The following is a 16,194-nucleotide window of genomic DNA, read 5'->3' on the forward strand; positions in this document are numbered from 1 at the left end:
TTGAGGCTTTTTGCCTTGGGATGTCTTGAAATGGGCTTGGCTTCTTTCTTACCGCTCGGATTATTCGTCATTTCCGCGACGATCACGCCGGGCGGCGCGACCACGATGGCGACGGCGTCTGGCGCGCACTTCGGCTTCCGGAAATCCCTCCCCGTGTTGAGCGGTATCGCCGTGGGCTTGGCGTCGATGGCCGCGGCGGCCGGGTGCGGGCTGGCGGCGTTATTGCTGGCGGCTCCCACGTTGCAGCTCGTGATGAAAGCGATGGGATCGCTGTATCTTCTCTGGCTCGCCTGGAAGATGGGGCGTGCCGGTGCGCCGAAATCCGCGGGTACGGGAAGCAAGCCCCTGACATTTATCGGCGGTGTGTGGATGCTGTGGCATAACCCGAAAGGATGGGCTGTGACGGTGGGCGCTGCGGCGTCGTTCGGTTCCATCGTCGCTGGGCCGGTGCATTTGGCGCTTGTTCTTGCGCTGGCGTTTGGCATCGCATCGTCGCTTTCATTGGGGCTGTGGTGCGCAGCCGGCCAAGTGCTGGCGCGATTGCTACGCAGCGAGATCCAATGGCGCGCTGTGAATGTCTTGCTGGCGTGCTTGCTGGTGGCGTCGATTATTCCGATGTGGTTGAAGTAGCGCCCTACCGTCACAGCCCAGACTTACAACTTCGTCCCGCCGCTCGCATCGATAATCTGCCCCGTTGTCCATGCGCCGTCAGGCCCCGCCAGAAACGCCACGACACCCGCGACGTGTGCTGCTTGGCCAATGCCCGGCAATGCTTGCACCTGTGCCAACATCTCTTTCCCGCCCGGCTCGTGAATCCAGCCGCTCATGCTGGTATCGATCGCACCCGGGGCCACGGCGTTGACGGTGATGCCTTTCGGTCCCAGCTCCGCCGCGACTTGCAGCGTCAGCGCATCGACAAAGCCCTTACTGGCGGCGTAAGCGGTGATTCCCGGAAACGTCACGCGCGTCGCCGCCGTGCTGATATTGATGAGGCGTCCGCCATTGGGCATCAGCGGCACCACGCCTTGCGTGATGAAAAACAAACTGCGCATATTGACGCTGACGAGCTTTTCGAAAGCATCGGCAGGTGTCTGCGCCAGATCGCCAAACACCGCGATGCCGGCGTTGTTGACCAGAATGTCGATGCGCGGCAGTGCCAATGCATTCAGACGCGCGACAAGTTGTCTGGCACCATCGGCTGCGGAGAGATCGGCTTGCAACAAATGCACTGTCCCGCCAGCGCTTTGTAACGTCGAAGCCAGTTTCTCGACCTCTGCCTGGCTGTTGCCAAAGTGCAGCACCACTTCGGCGCCATCGTTCGACAGCCGTTGCGCGATCGCGGCGCCAATGCCACGCGAGGCGCCAGTAATCAAAGCGATCTTTCCTTCGAGAGGCTTGTTCATCTGAAACTCCAATTTGACTGATCGGTCAAAATAAGTGAAAAGAAAAGCCGCAATCGCGGCCAGTGTGAAGCGTGCCTGAAATCAAGGCATATCGAGAAGTCCGAAGGTCAGCGCGACCAAGCGATCCATTTGCGTGCGGCTCCTTCCAGCACGGGCCGCCACGCGCAGCCCGCTGATCAATGCAACCAGCCATTCCGCCAGTTCGGCCGAAGGCGTCGCGTTGACGATCGAACCATCGGCCTGCCCGCGTTCGACTGCCGCGTGCAGGAGCCCGTAGGTGGCGTGCCACCGGCTTGTCAATGCCGATGCCAACGGCGCCTCGTCGACGCCCTCCAGCAACCCGCTGGTCACGATGCAATTCTGATGCACCGGGTTGTTGCTGGCGCAGCTTTCGACCATGGCGTCGAAGAAAACGCGCAGGGCGGCTCGTCCATCCGCCGCATCTCGCATGGCGGCGATGACGTGATCGCCGCGGTGCACCGCGCACGCGATCGCCTGCAAATACATCGTCTGCTTGTCGCCAAACGTGTTGTACAGACTTTGCTTGCCGAGCCCGGTGGCCTCCTGCAACAGCGCCAAACTGGTGCCGGCATAGCCATGCGTGTTGAAAACGTCGGTCAGACGGTTCAACACCTCGGGTTCGGAAAAGGAGCGTTCTCGTGCCATATCGCGAATATAGTGCAATTTGACCGATAGGTCAAATTGGCGGACTGCCTGAGGATCCGCGTTTTCCGCACGTCTGGCGATACCGCGATGGCGTCACGCCGATTGTCTGCCGCATGATGCGTGTCAGGTGCGCTTGATCGGTGAAGCCGCATTCGAAGGCAACGGTGGCAATGGGCGTGTTACCGGTCAGCAAACGTCGCGCATGGGCGAGGCGTCGCTCCATGATGTAGCGATGCGGCGTCATGCCGAGGCTTTGTCGAAACGCCCTGACCAGAAAGCCGACCGATAGCGCGAGTTCCGAGGCGAGTCGATCGATTGTCAGGGACTCGTGCAGATGTCGATCGATAAAGCGATCGGTCGCGGCCAGGCGCCGGTCGCTAATCCACGGCGTCGTCGGTGTCACGTCGTGACAATGGTGATGGAGCGTCGCGCCCAACGTATCCAACGCCGTGACGAGCGCATCTCCGCCTTGGCCGCTTATCACCATGCGTCGAAGGAGATACGCTGCTTTTACGGCATCGACATCCACGATCGCGTTCAAGGGTCTTTCGGCAGCGCGCGGATAGGCCAGGGATGCGCCAGCGAGATTGCGAATGACCAAATACTCGCCGCCTTCTTTCGAGCAGGAGTAGACCGGACACTCGCGGGGAATCCAGGAAAGGGTATTGGCCGGGCGGCTGAAAGCACGCTTCTTATCGCTACCGATCGCATCGACACCGCTTTGCGCCTCGAACGCAAAGCCGACGACGTCTTCATCACTGACGTCCTGCACCTCATAGCCGGCTTTGGACCATAGCGTCAAGGTACAGCCATCCACGCGCAACGCCTTCAGCGGGTGTGTCATGTGCATTTCATACAAGAAATTGGCGAGCGACTTCCCTAGGATGGGCCTGGATCAGGATCGTTACGACGAACCGACGCCTTATTGTCAAGGAGTGTATCGATGAATGCAATACAACATTCGATCCCGACGGCGCGCATGGATCGGACGCTGGGTTTGTTGGGCGGGATGAGTTGGGAAAGTACGGCGATCTACTATCGCCTCCTTAACGAAGGGATGCGGCAGCGGCGTGGGGGACTGCATTCGGCGCCGCTCCTCCTGTCGTCGCCAGATTTCGCGCCCATCGCGGCACATCAAACGGCCGACGAATGGCCGGTGCTAGCACAGCAACTAGGTGACGCCGGGGCGCACTTGGCGCGAGCAGGCGCCGGAGCATTGCTCCTATGCAGCAACACCATGCATCGCCTGCATGCGGAGATCGAAAACCGTAGCGGGCTGCCCGTTTTGCATATCGCCGATGCGACGGGGGAAGCGCTGCAGCAGCAAGCTTGTCGGCGCCCCGCCTTGCTGGCGACGCGGTTCACCATGGAAGGGGCCTTCTATCGCGACAGGCTGCAATCGCGCTTCGGTATCGCGCCATTAGTTCCGGATGCCGAGTCCCGCGAACTCGTTCACCGCATTATTTATGACGAACTATGCCAAGGCATTGTGCGCGACGAAAGCCGCCTTCGATATCGACAGGTGATCGAGACCTTGCGGATGCAAGGTGCCGATAGTGTCATCCTGGGCTGCACGGAGGTCACGATGTTGATCGGCAAGGCGGATACCGTGCTCCCCGTGTTCGATACGACCGCACTGCACGTCGATGCCGGTATTGCCTGGTTGATGGGTGTCGGCGTTTAAACGTCGTGCTCCGTCTGTCGTATTAGCCACGCCAACACGGGGGCCAAGGCGGCATCGGAATTTTTCTCATAAATCAGCCCATGGCCATTGCCCCGAACGCCGTGATCTTCCAGGGCCAGTACCTCGACCGATGCGCCGAATGCGTTAAGGAAATCCGCCGTGGGCGGGCTCGCCGCCGCAAACGCCGACGCTTCCGCGGTGACGACGAGAATCGGCAAGCCGGCAAGCGATGGCAAGCGATACGTACCCGGTTTGGCGTCCCGCAACACCTCGGGATCGTCCACCATCGGTTCGAATTGCATCTTCGCTGCCGTTGCACCCCAACGCATATGGCCGATATTGGGAATCAATGCGAATGGTGGCCCCATGGGTTCGACGGCGGCGATGGCTTTTACGAGATGCGGCCGCCGGTCGGCGATCAGCCAGCCGTCGGGACCCGAGGCGGAGTGCGTGATCAAAATGGCCGGCCCGATTCGGTCGAGCAGGGCAGCGGTACGATCGGCCAAGGGCGCGTGACCCGCTCAGGCGCCTCCCATTCAACAAGACAAGGACCGTATTGTTTCGGTCTGACATTCTTTCTCCCCGGTCAGTGAGGCGTTCCTCGCGCGATTGACGCTGTCCCGAAATCCGTCTTTCGGCGCGGGTGCGGGTCGCAAGAGGTACGCGTTCAATTAATGTATCGAGCAATATATATATCGGCGCGCGAACGTGCGAGATATTTATATACCTATCGATACAAAATAAGTCCGAGAGGGGGTACGTCGGGTAAGACGACCGACAAAATCGGCGCGGCCTGCGCCGGCTATGTGCCGGGCCGTGGCACTAATGTCATAGGTAGGGAAGGGATGCGGCGCGCGGAAGCGGTTGCTGGCGCCGGTGACAAGCGTGAAGACAGGCGCCGAGATTGCCGTAGATGACGGCGTGGCGCCTGTTTAACTGAGGGGAGAATGCCGCGCGTTCTCGCGCGGCTCCACCTTATCGCGCCTTACGGCGCGATACTTTTCTACCAACTTCAGGCCAGCGCTTGTGCAAAGTCCGCGATGAGATCGTCGAGGCTTTCCAGGCCGACCGACAGGCGTACCAGGCCGTCCGCAATGCCCATCTGCGCGCGGACTTCGGCACCCGCTTCCCAGAAGATCGTCGGCGCGACAGGAATGATCAGCGTGCGCGTGTCGCCAAGGCCCGTCGCCTTGATCGGCAACTGCAGGCGATTCAGGACGTCGGACATCGCCGCCGCGTCATGCAGCTCGAAGCTCAACAGCCAGGAATAAGCCTTGAACAGCTGCTTGGCCTGCGCGTGGTGCGGATGCGACGGCAAGCCCGGGTAATGCACGGCGCTGATCTTCGGATGGGCCGCGAGCCACTCGGCGAGGGCCAGTGCCGTTGCGCTCGTCTGTTGCACGCGCAGATTCAGCGTCTCGGCGCCGATGCTGATGCTGTGCGCTTGCTCCGGGGACAGCGTGCCGCCCATATCGCGCAGCCCTTTCTTGCGGATCTGTTGCAGCCCCCATAACGTGGGATCGCCTTTGCGATACGTTGCCGCAATGTTGGGATATTGCGTCCAGTCGAACAGCCCGGTGTCGGTCACCGCGCCACCGAGCGCGGTGCCGTGACCGGCGATGGTCTTGGTCAGCGACTGAACGACCAGGCTCGCGCCCACCGCGCGGGGCTGGAACAAGGCCGGCGACAGGATCGTGTTGTCGATGACGTAGACGATGCCGCGCGCGCGGCACAGATCGCCGATCGCGACGAGATCGGGGATTTGCGTGCCGGGATTGGCGATCGTCTCGACGAAGACGATTCGCGTGGTCGGCAGCAATGCCGCCTCGACCGCGGCGACGGATCCCGCATCGACCTTGCTGACATTGATGCCAAAGCCCTGAATCGTATCGAGAATGCTGTTCGTGTTGCCGAACACATAACGGCTGGAGACGACGTGATCGCCGGCGCGGAGCAAGGTCAGAAAGATCGCCGAAATCGCGGCCATCCCGGTCGCGAACGAGATGGTGCCGACGCCTTGCTCGAGCCGCGTAATCTTCGTTTCCAGCGCTGCGGATGTCGGCGTACCTTGACGTGCGTAGCTATAGCCGCCCTTCAACGTCCCTTGGAAGACGCCGATCAGTTCCTCGATCCGGTCGAAGCCGTACTGCACCGAGGTGTGAATCGGCTTGTGGATCCCGCCATGCTCAACGCCAAAGCGGCGATCGGAATGCACGTTATCCGCTGTTGAGTCGCTGTTTTCGAAGGTCGGCATGGCGGTAACTGATTTAAAAAGGTGGGGAACCGATGATAAACGAAATCGATCCGCCGTTCCGCATTCGCTTACTTTTCGGGCTCCGGCGCGCGCAGACGTGCAACGTTTCAGCGTCCCGATACACTGCATTTTGCATTCTTGAGACCCCTGTCCCTTACAATATCGGAAACGGCAGTTGCAATTCAATTGCTTAATCCAATGTGAGGAGCTTCATGATCATCAAACCGCGTGTCCGTGGCTTTATCTGCGTGACGACCCACCCGGCCGGCTGCGAAGCCAACGTCAAAGAACAAATCGCCTATGTCCAGAAGCATGGCGCGATCGAGAACGGGCCGAAGCGGGTGCTCGTGATCGGTGCATCGACCGGCTATGGCCTGGCGGCCCGGATCTCTGCAGCTTTCGGCTGTGGCGCCGATACGCTGGGCGTGTTCTTCGAGCGTGCCGGCAGCGAAGACAAGCCGGGTACCGCCGGCTGGTACAACACGGCGGCGTTCGAGAAGCTGGCCACCGAAAAGGGCGTGTATGCCCGCAGCATCAACGGTGATGCGTTCTCGACCGCGGTCAAGACGGAAACGATCGATATCATCAAGCGCGATCTGGGCCAGGTCGATCTGGTGGTCTATAGCCTGGCATCGCCCCGCCGGACGCATCCGATCACGGGCGAGGTCTTTAACTCGACCTTGAAGCCTGTCGGTAAGGATGCGACGTTCCGCGGACTCGATACCGATAAGGAAGTGATCAAGGACACCGTTCTCGCGGCAGCGACGCAAACGGAAATCGACAATACCGTCGCCGTGATGGGCGGTGAAGACTGGCAGATGTGGATCGACGCATTGTCCGACGCTGGTGTGCTGGCCGACGGTGCGAAGACGACCGCGTTCACGTATCTGGGCGAGAAAATCACGCACGATATCTATTGGAACGGCTCGATTGGTGCAGCGAAGAAGGATCTCGACCAGAAGGTCATCGCGATCCGCCAGAAGCTGGCGGCCGCTGGCGGCGATGCACGCGTGTCCGTATTGAAAGCCGTCGTGACGCAAGCCAGCTCTGCCATCCCGATGATGCCGCTGTATCTGTCGCTGCTCTTCCGCGTCATGAAGGAAAAGGGCACGCACGAAGGCTGTATCGAGCAGGTGTACGGGCTATACAAGGACAGCCTGTACGGCAAAACGCCGCATGTGGACGAAGAAGGTCGCCTGCGCGCCGACTACAAGGAGCTCGATCCGGCGGTTCAGGCCGAGGTCGTGCAATTGTGGGATAAGGTGACCAACGACAACATTTACGAACTCACCGATTTCGCGGGGTACAAGAAGGAATTTTTGCGACTTTTCGGTTTTGAAATCGATGGTGTGGATTACGAGGCCGACACGAACCCCGTCGTGCCGATCCCGAATCTGGTACAGATGTAAGCCAGCCGTCACCCTATTGCGCTGCGTTCGGCAGCACCAGCAGGGTGACACTTTGCGCGGGCACGGTCATGTTCAACTGCCCGCTCGAATAGCTGGTGTCGGAAAGCCGCGTGGTGGCATTGCTTGCCAACTGCCACACCTGCGCCGTGCCGGCCGTCGCCATATTCGCCAGCGATACGTTGACATTCGCCGACGTATTCAACTGCTTGTTGATAAGCATCACTGTCACCGCCTTGTCGCTACGAATCGCGGCGAAAGCGGAGACGTTATCGGGATTCGGCACCGTCGCGGCGATGCTCGTCGATCCGAATCCCGACCCCTTGCCGTCATAATTGCGATACAGCTTGAACGCTTTATAGACCGGCATCGTCGAGTCGATCGTGCCCCAACGCGTGGCCATGTCCAGACCTTCGCGACCAAAGATGCCGAGAATATCGGCCTGCGCCGTCGCACCGTTCATGATCGTGTCGCCACCCCAGTTATATTCGGTGATCGCGATCGGCGTCCCGACGTAATAATACTTGTTCACCCACGAGCGCATCGTCGGGATCAGGGCCACGACACTGTTGATCCAGGTCGGATCCTTATACTGCTTGTCCCATAAATCACGCGTGGAGACATTGCGCTGGAGCATGAGCGCGGTCGTTTGCGAGTTGGCATCCGCCGAATACTCTCCACTTTGCGGGTAAAAGTGCAAACTGAAGACGTCAATCGGATGGCCTGCCGCCTTCCATGTTTTCAGTAACCAAGGCACATAATCCATGCCGCCGGTCTGGTTCGTCGCATCCGGCGGCGTCACTGCATAGCCGTGCGTGGCGGTGTATTGCTGATCATATCCGCTGTGGAAATAGCCGCCCCAGCCCCACTCCTCGGGCGCCACCACTTTCGCGCCGGAATCCGCCGCTTTTACCGCTGCCGAATAGGTGATGACGCTATTGGCGATTTCGCTGGCATGGGCGCCCGTGGCGTGTACGTCACGATGGATGTTCTGCCAGAGGCTCGGTTCGTTATCCATCGCGTAATACCGCACGCCACCGGTCATTGCCGTGCCGAATTGCTGAACGAGTGCCGTCACGCGGGCCTGCTCGTTCGCGGCCGAATCGGTCGTGGTGGCATCGTCAGGATTGTTGTTCGTGATCATCGTGCCATTCGCATAGACCCCGGTTCCAGCGTCGGGAAAATACGCGTCGGAACCCGTTTGAGCGCCGTATTTGGCCAGCGAATAACTCGCCAGTTTCGCGTTGTTCGTACCCACTTTCGCCACGCGACCGATCATCGGTAACGTGATGATCGGCGTGGCGCTGCCCGCCATCGTCGAGGCCACGAAGCGCCCGCCGAATTGGTTGTTCGGATCGTTGACATCAACGGGAACGCTTTCGAAATACCAATCGGAGCCGGCATTCCGGGCATCGAGCCGCCAGTTGTACATCGAGGCACTATCGCCACCTGCGCGATTCACCGTTGCACGCAAATCGTATAGGGTTTCCGTCGTGCCGAAATTGATACCGTAAATATACGGGTTGATGAAGTGCCGATTCGCCTGTGCATCCACGCTGATTTGAACGACCGGCGTCGTTGTAGCAGCCGGTGCCAAGGGCGATGTGGCACCGCCACATATCGCCAGGAAGGTAAGCGCCCGTTTCGCACTTGCTGTCAGGATGTTGAAACGTCTGTAGGTATACATACGTACTCCTGAATATAGTCTGTCCGATACCGCTTTATCTGTACCTTCTGCTTCTTCCTGCGCAATCTATAGGTGACGATTGTGGAAAGGATTGCAGGCGCTCATGGCGTTGATGCTGGCCGCCACTAAGCAATCGGGCCAGGGATGAAGTGCGGTAGTGGAACAAAGAGCCCGGAAAGTCGTTACGCGCTTTCTCGTGCCGCCGAAGGTAGAGCAGCAATCGTCGGGCCTGAAAGCCATAAGCAACGTGATAGAACGACCGTTTCAGCGGGCTGTTTTTAGCGCGTAAAACGCATCGAATAAGAGGTCGATCGAATAAAACAGTTGGCCAAAATAATGAAACGTTCGGACGAACGAACGCGGCAACGTGATCGGCTTATGCCGATGCCAACATCCCCTTTGCAATGCGCGCGACTTCCTCTCGAAGCCAGACATGCGCGCGGTCGCCATCGTGACGGACATGCCATGTACTGATCACCGGAAGCGCGGGCACGGTAAGCGGTAGCGTTGCGGTGCCTAATGCAAGGGCCCTCGCCATCGATGCGCATCCTCTGCTAGGCACGGTCACGAGGAGATCGGATGCGCTCACCATGCATAGCGCCGACGCCGCGGAAGGCGCCGATGCGACGACGCTGCGTGCCAGTCCGTCTGACGAAAGCGTCTCATCCACGCGGTCTCTCAGTCGCCCGCGACGCGACACGATCACATGCTCTGCAGCGGCATATCGTTCCTTGCTCAGCTTGCGTTTCAATAGCGGATGGCCAACTCGCATTGCAACGACAAGCGTGTCATGGCCCAGCAGACTATGCGAGACATCCGACTGCGTGGGCAACGCTGCGCCGATGTGTAAGTCGACATCGCCGTGCCGTAGCATCGGCGCGTCGGAAAAGGGATCTTCAGCCAGCAATCTCAATTTTACGTGCGGCGCGGTACGACGCAGATCGGCAAGCAGGCCCTGACCCAATGCACAGGCCAAGGCGTCGTGGCACTGGACAGTGAAGTGTCGCTCGATCAGCGCGGGATCGAAACGCTGCTCGCGCGCCAGCACCGCCTGGGCCCGCGCGACGATCGCACGAACCTCGTCTCGAATGGATTCGGCGTATGGCGTCGGTGTCATGTGGCGTCCCGCGCGTACCAGGACGGCATCACCCGTCATATGACGGATCCGATCGAGCGTGCGGCTCATCGCCGGTGAACTGACGTGCATGCGTGCCGCGGCGCCGCCAACGCTTCCCGTGTCCAACAGGGCGTCGAGCGCGACGAGCAGATTCATATCCAGTTGCATATGCGTTATCTAACAGGTAAGAAGAGTTGACTTGATGTTAATTGAGATAAGCCGAAAAATGAAGTCCATGCGGTTCGGAACCACTACACCTTGCTTAGCAAAGGAGAGAAACCATGAATCAAGTCACACCAATGCTGCAGACGGCGCAGCGCCTGGCAGCGGCTGCAACGCTCAGTGCGCGTGACGATGCGCTGCTTGCGGCCATGGTCGCGACGGTGCGCGTTGCAGGCGCCGAATTGCTGCGTCATTTCGATGAGATGGCGCCGCCGCCCGCGGATCCGTCGGATATCGTGCGAGCAATAGAGGTCAACGATGCGTTGTCGCTCGACATCGTGCGGGGTCTCCTCGAGCAAGCCCGTCCAAAGGCCGGGTGGGTGGAGGACGAGCTGGCGGGCGGCGCATTGCCCGCGGGGGAATGGTGGCTCGTCGATCCTGTGGAGGGCAATATCAACCATGTTCAGGGTATTGCGCAGTGGGGCGTCAGCGCGACATTGATTCGCGATAACGTGCCCGTGCTAACCGCCATTTATGAACCGGTCGCGGGACGTCTCTATACGGCGGCACGCGGCCACGGCGCGGCATACGCGAACGGCGTGCCGATGCGCGTATCTCAGAAAACGGCATTGAGCGCGGCGATCCTGAGTACCGGACAGGCGCGCCCGGGTGAAGGCACTGAAACCCATCGTCGGATCGGCGCGTCGGTGACCGCGATGCTCGATGCCGCGCTCGTCGTGCGCACGACGGTTCCCGCGACCTTCGAACTTGCCCACGTGGCGGCCGGAAGGATCGACGGCTTCTGGCAGTACAGCAATGTACGGTCCGGGCAGGCTGCCGGCGCATTGCTCGTGGCCGAAGCCGGCGGCGTGGTGTCCGATATTCACGGTCGGCCTTGGACCCTTGCCAGTGATGACTTCCTGGTCTGCGCGCCCGGCATACATCGCGCATTTCTCGATGCGCTCGACAAGGTGCGCTGAATCGCACGCTCGTCGGAAAGACTGACCCTCACTATTTCAATGGAGCACAGCATGAAAATCGGCATTCTCGGCGCGGGACGCGTAGGCGGCACACTGGCGAATGCATTGGCCGCCAAGGGCCATGACATCACCGTGGGCCATCGCGATCCACAAGCTGCACGAGCAAAGTGGCAGGGTGCGGCGGTACGGCATGCATCGCTGGTGGACGCGGCGGCGTCGACTAACTTGGTGATCAACGCGCTGCCTGGCGATACGGCGCTGGTTAGCGTCACGGCGCTTGCCGCATCGCTGGCGGGTAAAACGCTGCTGGACGTGTCGAACGCGACGACGCGTCTGCCGAACGGCTTGCCGGGTGGGCTGCTTTACCCCGGCGACAGCGTGGCGGAACGGCTGCAAGCGGCGCTGTCGGAGACGCGCGTCGTCAAAGCGCTCAATACGATGATCTTCAGCGTCATGGTGGCGCCGCGCAGTGTGGCAACGCCGCCGCAGGCATTTTTAAGCGGTAACGATGAAGCCGCGAAAGCGCAGGTGCAAGCGCTACTGTTGGATCTGGATTGGTCCGCCGAGTGGATCATCGACCTTGGCGGCATCGAGACGGCGCGCGCCACTGAAGCGCTGATCCTGATGGTGCCGCACCTGATCAAGGCGAAGGGCTTCAAGCCGTTCGCCTTGACTGCCGCATACTGATAGACGATGCGCGCGGCCCGGGCCGCGCCCGCGCCGCCTGTGGCGGTAACGAAGCCGATGCGCCGTTCAACGACGGCGCTTGGCCGAGCGGTTGCGCCACGCCATCATCGACCCTGTGACGATTTCCCATATCATGATGGAATAGACCGATCCGCGTTCGAGAAGACCGCGCGGGAGCGTGGTCAGGAGCGAGACCAAGGTTACGGCGCTGAGAAGGCCGACGCTTCCGAGGACGATGCTCAACGACGCGAACCGTCGAGATAGGCCGATCTGGCGATGCGCGCACCCGTATGCGATCAGCGCGACATTGCCAGAGACGATCGCCAGTTGGGCACCTAACAGATGGTAGCGTAGCGATCCGTCTTCCAGCGCCGCTTCCGATCCGTGGTAGTACCCCACCAGGAGCATGCCCACGCCATGCAATAAGCCCAGCATTACGATGCCAAATCGCCAGGGCCGCGTCGTCTGTCCGGACACGATGAGGTTGGCGATGAAGAAGAGTAGGCCTTCCAGCATGAAACCGATGTTCATCAGTCCATGCAGTGGTGAGCAGATCGGTCGGCCATGAAAGAGGATGCCGCATCCTGCTACGCCGAGGTCGCTGATGTAATTCCGGGCGTAACTGTAGGGCGGCGTATGCCATGCGGCGGCCGATATCGTTTCCGCGGCAAGGTAGAGCAACCCGGCGGCGGCAAAACATAAGCCGCCGACTTTCGCGGAATCGCTTATTCGCTGCGTGCGTGGGGCCACCGATTGAACAGGCATGCGCCTCCTTGGTTCGCAAGCGTAAAAGTCATTATCGCCGAAGTAGGGCGGTCAAACACACGTTTTTCAAACAGCACTTACGAAGCGCCTTATAACTCTTTGAGTTGTTCTCGGGCACAATCCCTCTTGCCAGCGATATTCAGTAAGCGCCCGGTCATCCTATCTTGAAAGTGCCTTTAGATGGGTGCCAGCTCTCGCCGGATCAGTTCCGCCCCCGCGCTCAAAGCATTTAGCTTGCCCCTAGCAACAGCACGCGACAAGGGCGCCATGCCGCAGTTGGTGCACGGATAGAGCTTGTCCGCATCCACAAAGCGAAGTGCCTTACGCAGCGTGCTGGCGACTTCCTCCGGGGTTTCAATGATATCGGTCGCGACGTCGATAGCGCCGACCATCACCTTCTTGCCTCGGATGAGTTCGATCAGATCCATCGGAACGTGGGAGTTGTGACACTCCAGCGAAATCATATCGATACTGGACTTCTGCAGCTTCGGAAACGCTTCCTCGTATTGCCGCCACTCGGATCCCAGCGTTTTCTTCCAGTCCGTGTTGGCCTTGATGCCGTAGCCGTAGCAGATATGTACGGCGGTTTCGCATTTCAGCCCTTCGATCGCGCGTTCCAAGGTTGCCACGCCCCACTCGTTCACCTCATCGAAGAACACATTGAACGCGGGCTCGTCGAATTGAATAATGTCGACGCCTGCAGCCTCCAATTCCTTCGCTTCCTCGTTCAGGATCTTTGCGAACTCCCACGCAAGCTTTTCGCGGCTCTTGTAGTGATCGTCGTAAAGCGTATCGATCATCGTCATCGGACCTGGGAGCGCCCACTTGATCGGTTGCTTGGTTTGCTGGCGCAGAAACTTGGCATCTTCGACGAAGACCGGCTTTTGGCGCGCAACCGCGTCCACGACCGTGGGCACGCTCGCATCGTAGCGATCGCGAATACGGACTGTCTTACGGTTGGCGAAATCCACGCCGTGGAGATGCTCGATGAACGTGGTCACGAAATGCTGGCGTGTCTGTTCACCGTCACTGACGATATCGATCCCCGCATGTTGCTGCTCCTGCAACGACAGGCGCAAGGCATCTTGTTTGCCCTCGATCAATGCTTTGTCTTGCAATTTCCACGGCGACCACAGTGTCTCGGGCTGAGCGAGCCAGGACGGTTTCGGCAAACTTCCGGCAGTGGATGTGGGGAGCACTTTCTTCATGGTAGAAAACCTTGTGTTTTGTTGATCAGAGAGCGTATTCGGCAGACCACTGCTCGAGCATTGCTTGATAAGGCTTGATGAATTGCTGTTCGACGAATCGCCCCTGCTCGACAGCCAGCCGGCTGCGTTCTTCGCGATCGTATTCAATCCGCGTCAGCGAAAAGTCCTGCTGCTTCAGGCTCGGCTTGAAAAGCGGGCCGGCTGGAGAATTCGCGTTGTAGATTTCCGGTCGATAGATTTTCTGGAAGCTATCCATCGTGCTGATGGTGCTGATGAGCTCGAGATCGGTGTAATCGGCAAGCAGATCGCCGACGAAATAAAAAGCAAACGGCGCAACACTGTGTGGCGGCATGAAATAACGGACCTTCAAGCCCATCTTTTCGAAATATTCGTCCGTCAACGAATAGTCGTTCTGCTGGTACTCGATGCCCAACACGGGATGCAGATTGACGGTCCGTCGATAGGTCCTGCTGCTCGAAACGCTCAGGCAGATGACGGGCGGCTTTGCAAAACGATCCTTGTAGGCGCGCGAGCTGACAAAGTGCTTGAACAGCCTCCCATGCAACTCGCCAAAGCCCTCGGGCTTGCTGAAGTCAGGCTGATCCTTGTTGTGCTCGGGCAATCGCACGCTGAAGTCATAGTCCCTGACATAGGAGGAAAAATTGTTTCCAGCAATACCATCGATGCGTTTCCCGGCCTTCCGATCGAGGATGTTCGTTTTCAATATTTCTATCAACGGCAGCGCGTTGCAGTTGTTGACGCCCTCGACATGCATTCCGACTGAAACGATGTCGATCTCGACGGTGTAGCGATCACCTTCTGGGTTATCCCAATGTGCCAATGCATTGAAGCGCCGGTCGATCATCCTGAAAGTGTTGCGCAAGTTCTCCTGGCGACTTGGCCCTCTGGCCAGGTTGGCAAAGTTCGTCGTAATGCGGGTGTTTTCTGACGGGCAATAGTCTTCATCGAAATGCATGCTCTCGATGAGAAAGGTGAATTCTTTACGCATAGTGATCTTGCACCTTGATTTCTGAGATGGGCGCGCTGCCTGCTCTTTGCTTTTCAACGCGCCTTGCTCAAACGGCATGCGTCGAACGGCGCGGCGGCCATGCGCTTTGTGCCGATCGGAAGTAGCAGAACTGCGGAGGATGATATAGTTTCCGCTTCATGAATAAAAATGGATTTATTTCATGAAAGCATTAACTTTGTTCATGGAGTAAGCGATGCTGGAGCGCAGTCATTTGCTGGTCGTGCGGGAAGTGGAGCGGAAGGGTTCGCTCACGGCCGCGGCCGATACGCTCAATCTCACGCAGTCGGCGCTGAGCCATGCCGTGAAGAAGCTCGAGCAGCAGTTGGGTACACCGGTATGGACGCGTGAGGGGCGCGCTTTGCGGCTCACGCAGGCCGGAGCGTATCTGCTCGGCCTTGCGAACCGGTTGTTGCCGCAATTCGAGCTCGCCGAAGCGCGCATGAAACAGTACGCGCAGGGCGAACGCGGCACATTGCGGATCGGCATGGAATGCGCGCCGTGCTACCAGTGGCTGCTGAAGGTCGTGTCGCCGTACTTGACGCGCTGGCCGGATGTCGATGTCGACGTAAAGCAGCGCTTCCAGTTCGGCGGCATTGGCGCGTTGCTAGGCTATGAAATCGACGTGCTCGTCACACCCGATCCGCTCAAGCGGGCGGAGCTGCATTTTCAGCCGGTATTCGATTACGAGCAGGTACTGGTGGTCGGCGATGACCATGCGTTGGCGGGCGAAGCGTATGTCACACCGGAGCAACTGGCGGAGGAAGTGTTGATAACGTATCCCGTTGAAACCGAACGGCTCGATATCTACACGCAGTTCCTTACGCCAGCGAACACGGTGCCGAAACGCCACAAGGTGATCGAGACGACCGACATCATCCTGCAGATGGTGGCGAGCGGCCGCGGCGTCGCGGCATTGCCGCGCTGGCTCGTGGAGGAGTATGCGAGCTGGATGCCGCTAACGGTCGTGCAGCTTGGAAAGAAGGGGATTGCAAAGCAGATTTTCCTCGGCACGCGCAAGACGGATGACAATATCGATTACCTTGCCGCCTTTCTCAAAGACGCGCGAGAGTGGACATGGGCGGGCGCGAAAATGCGAGACTAGTTCGACACACTTGCCCCTCCGATCCGGTGCTAGCCCTTCATTG

Annotated in this window: 16 protein-coding genes; 6 read left to right on the top strand and 10 right to left on the bottom strand. The window is 59.3% G+C overall.

Annotated features, from left to right (window positions below; all coding sequences use genetic code 11):
* The first annotated feature begins 30 nt into the window (after positions 1 to 30).
* Positions 31 to 630 (top strand): LysE family translocator, encoded by a 600-nt coding sequence (locus tag ABEG21_RS18100; protein ID WP_347558013.1) that lies wholly within the window; start codon positions 31 to 33, stop codon positions 628 to 630.
* 23 nt (positions 631 to 653) lie between these two features.
* Here the strand turns inward: ABEG21_RS18100 and ABEG21_RS18105 are convergent, their stop codons facing one another.
* The 3 genes from ABEG21_RS18105 to ABEG21_RS18115 form a co-directional block, all read right to left on the bottom strand.
* Complete coding sequence (locus ABEG21_RS18105; protein ID WP_347558014.1) at positions 654 to 1,403, bottom strand: SDR family oxidoreductase; 750 nt, start codon at positions 1,401 to 1,403, stop codon at positions 654 to 656.
* Positions 1,404 to 1,484: 81 nt separating this feature from the next.
* Positions 1,485 to 2,069, bottom strand: coding sequence for a TetR/AcrR family transcriptional regulator (locus tag ABEG21_RS18110; RefSeq protein WP_347558015.1), 585 nt, complete (start codon positions 2,067 to 2,069; stop codon positions 1,485 to 1,487).
* A 31-nt stretch (positions 2,070 to 2,100) separates the two neighbouring features.
* On the bottom strand, positions 2,101 to 2,913 hold the full coding sequence (locus tag ABEG21_RS18115) for an AraC family transcriptional regulator (protein WP_347558016.1): 813 nt from the start codon (positions 2,911 to 2,913) through the stop codon (positions 2,101 to 2,103).
* A gap of 99 nt (positions 2,914 to 3,012) precedes the next feature.
* Here ABEG21_RS18115 and ABEG21_RS18120 point away from each other — a divergent pair, with 99 nt between their 5' ends.
* The gene (locus ABEG21_RS18120; protein WP_347558017.1) at positions 3,013 to 3,753 is read left to right on the top strand and encodes an aspartate/glutamate racemase family protein; all 741 of its coding nucleotides are present in this window, start codon (positions 3,013 to 3,015) and stop codon (positions 3,751 to 3,753) included.
* On the opposite strand, the gene ABEG21_RS18125 is transcribed toward ABEG21_RS18120, so the two are convergent.
* Positions 3,750 to 4,259, bottom strand: a complete 510-nt coding sequence (locus ABEG21_RS18125; protein WP_347558018.1) for a hypothetical protein — start codon at positions 4,257 to 4,259, stop codon at positions 3,750 to 3,752. The genes ABEG21_RS18120 and ABEG21_RS18125 overlap by 4 nt on opposite strands.
* 506 nt (positions 4,260 to 4,765) lie before the next feature.
* A complete protein-coding gene (locus ABEG21_RS18130; RefSeq protein WP_347558019.1) occupies positions 4,766 to 6,007 on the bottom strand; it encodes a cystathionine gamma-synthase family protein in 1,242 nt (413 codons plus the stop codon).
* A gap of 212 nt (positions 6,008 to 6,219) precedes the next feature.
* On the opposite strand from ABEG21_RS18130, the gene fabV reads away from it, so the two are divergent.
* On the top strand, positions 6,220 to 7,416 hold the full coding sequence (gene fabV / locus ABEG21_RS18135) for an enoyl-ACP reductase FabV (RefSeq protein ID WP_347558020.1): 1,197 nt from the start codon (positions 6,220 to 6,222) through the stop codon (positions 7,414 to 7,416).
* A 13-nt stretch (positions 7,417 to 7,429) separates the two neighbouring features.
* Here the strand turns inward: fabV and ABEG21_RS18140 are convergent, their stop codons facing one another.
* Together ABEG21_RS18140 and ABEG21_RS18145 are read right to left on the bottom strand one after the other, a co-directional pair.
* The gene (locus tag ABEG21_RS18140; protein WP_347558021.1) at positions 7,430 to 9,100 is read right to left on the bottom strand and encodes a glycoside hydrolase family 44 protein; all 1,671 of its coding nucleotides are present in this window, start codon (positions 9,098 to 9,100) and stop codon (positions 7,430 to 7,432) included.
* Between the two features lie 376 nt (positions 9,101 to 9,476).
* The gene (locus ABEG21_RS18145; protein ID WP_347558022.1) at positions 9,477 to 10,385 is read right to left on the bottom strand and encodes a LysR family transcriptional regulator; all 909 of its coding nucleotides are present in this window, start codon (positions 10,383 to 10,385) and stop codon (positions 9,477 to 9,479) included.
* 113 nt (positions 10,386 to 10,498) lie between these two features.
* Here ABEG21_RS18145 and ABEG21_RS18150 point away from each other — a divergent pair, with 113 nt between their 5' ends.
* Positions 10,499 to 11,359, top strand: coding sequence for an inositol monophosphatase (locus ABEG21_RS18150; RefSeq protein ID WP_347558023.1), 861 nt, complete (start codon positions 10,499 to 10,501; stop codon positions 11,357 to 11,359).
* A 51-nt stretch (positions 11,360 to 11,410) separates the two neighbouring features.
* A complete protein-coding gene (locus tag ABEG21_RS18155) occupies positions 11,411 to 12,046 on the top strand; it encodes an NAD(P)-binding domain-containing protein (RefSeq protein WP_347558024.1) in 636 nt (211 codons plus the stop codon).
* A 66-nt stretch (positions 12,047 to 12,112) separates the two neighbouring features.
* On the opposite strand, the gene ABEG21_RS18160 is transcribed toward ABEG21_RS18155, so the two are convergent.
* The 3 genes from ABEG21_RS18160 to ABEG21_RS18170 all read right to left on the bottom strand — a co-directional run bounded on the left by ABEG21_RS18160 (position 12,113) and on the right by ABEG21_RS18170 (position 15,028).
* Positions 12,113 to 12,811, bottom strand: a complete 699-nt coding sequence (locus tag ABEG21_RS18160) for a DUF998 domain-containing protein (RefSeq protein ID WP_347558025.1) — start codon at positions 12,809 to 12,811, stop codon at positions 12,113 to 12,115.
* Positions 12,812 to 12,987: 176 nt separating this feature from the next.
* Positions 12,988 to 14,019: a methionine synthase gene (locus ABEG21_RS18165; RefSeq protein ID WP_347558080.1), complete on the bottom strand. Its 1,032-nt coding sequence runs from the start codon at positions 14,017 to 14,019 to the stop codon at positions 12,988 to 12,990.
* A 25-nt stretch (positions 14,020 to 14,044) separates the two neighbouring features.
* Positions 14,045 to 15,028, bottom strand: a complete 984-nt coding sequence (locus tag ABEG21_RS18170) for a DUF1852 domain-containing protein (protein WP_347558026.1) — start codon at positions 15,026 to 15,028, stop codon at positions 14,045 to 14,047.
* 214 nt (positions 15,029 to 15,242) lie between these two features.
* Here ABEG21_RS18170 and ABEG21_RS18175 point away from each other — a divergent pair, with 214 nt between their 5' ends.
* Positions 15,243 to 16,151: a LysR substrate-binding domain-containing protein gene (locus tag ABEG21_RS18175; RefSeq protein WP_347558027.1), complete on the top strand. Its 909-nt coding sequence runs from the start codon at positions 15,243 to 15,245 to the stop codon at positions 16,149 to 16,151.
* Positions 16,152 to 16,194 lie beyond the last annotated feature (43 nt).

The organism is Robbsia sp. KACC 23696, assembly GCF_039852015.1.
In the GTDB taxonomy this organism is placed as follows: Bacteria; Pseudomonadota; Gammaproteobacteria; order Burkholderiales; family Burkholderiaceae; genus Robbsia.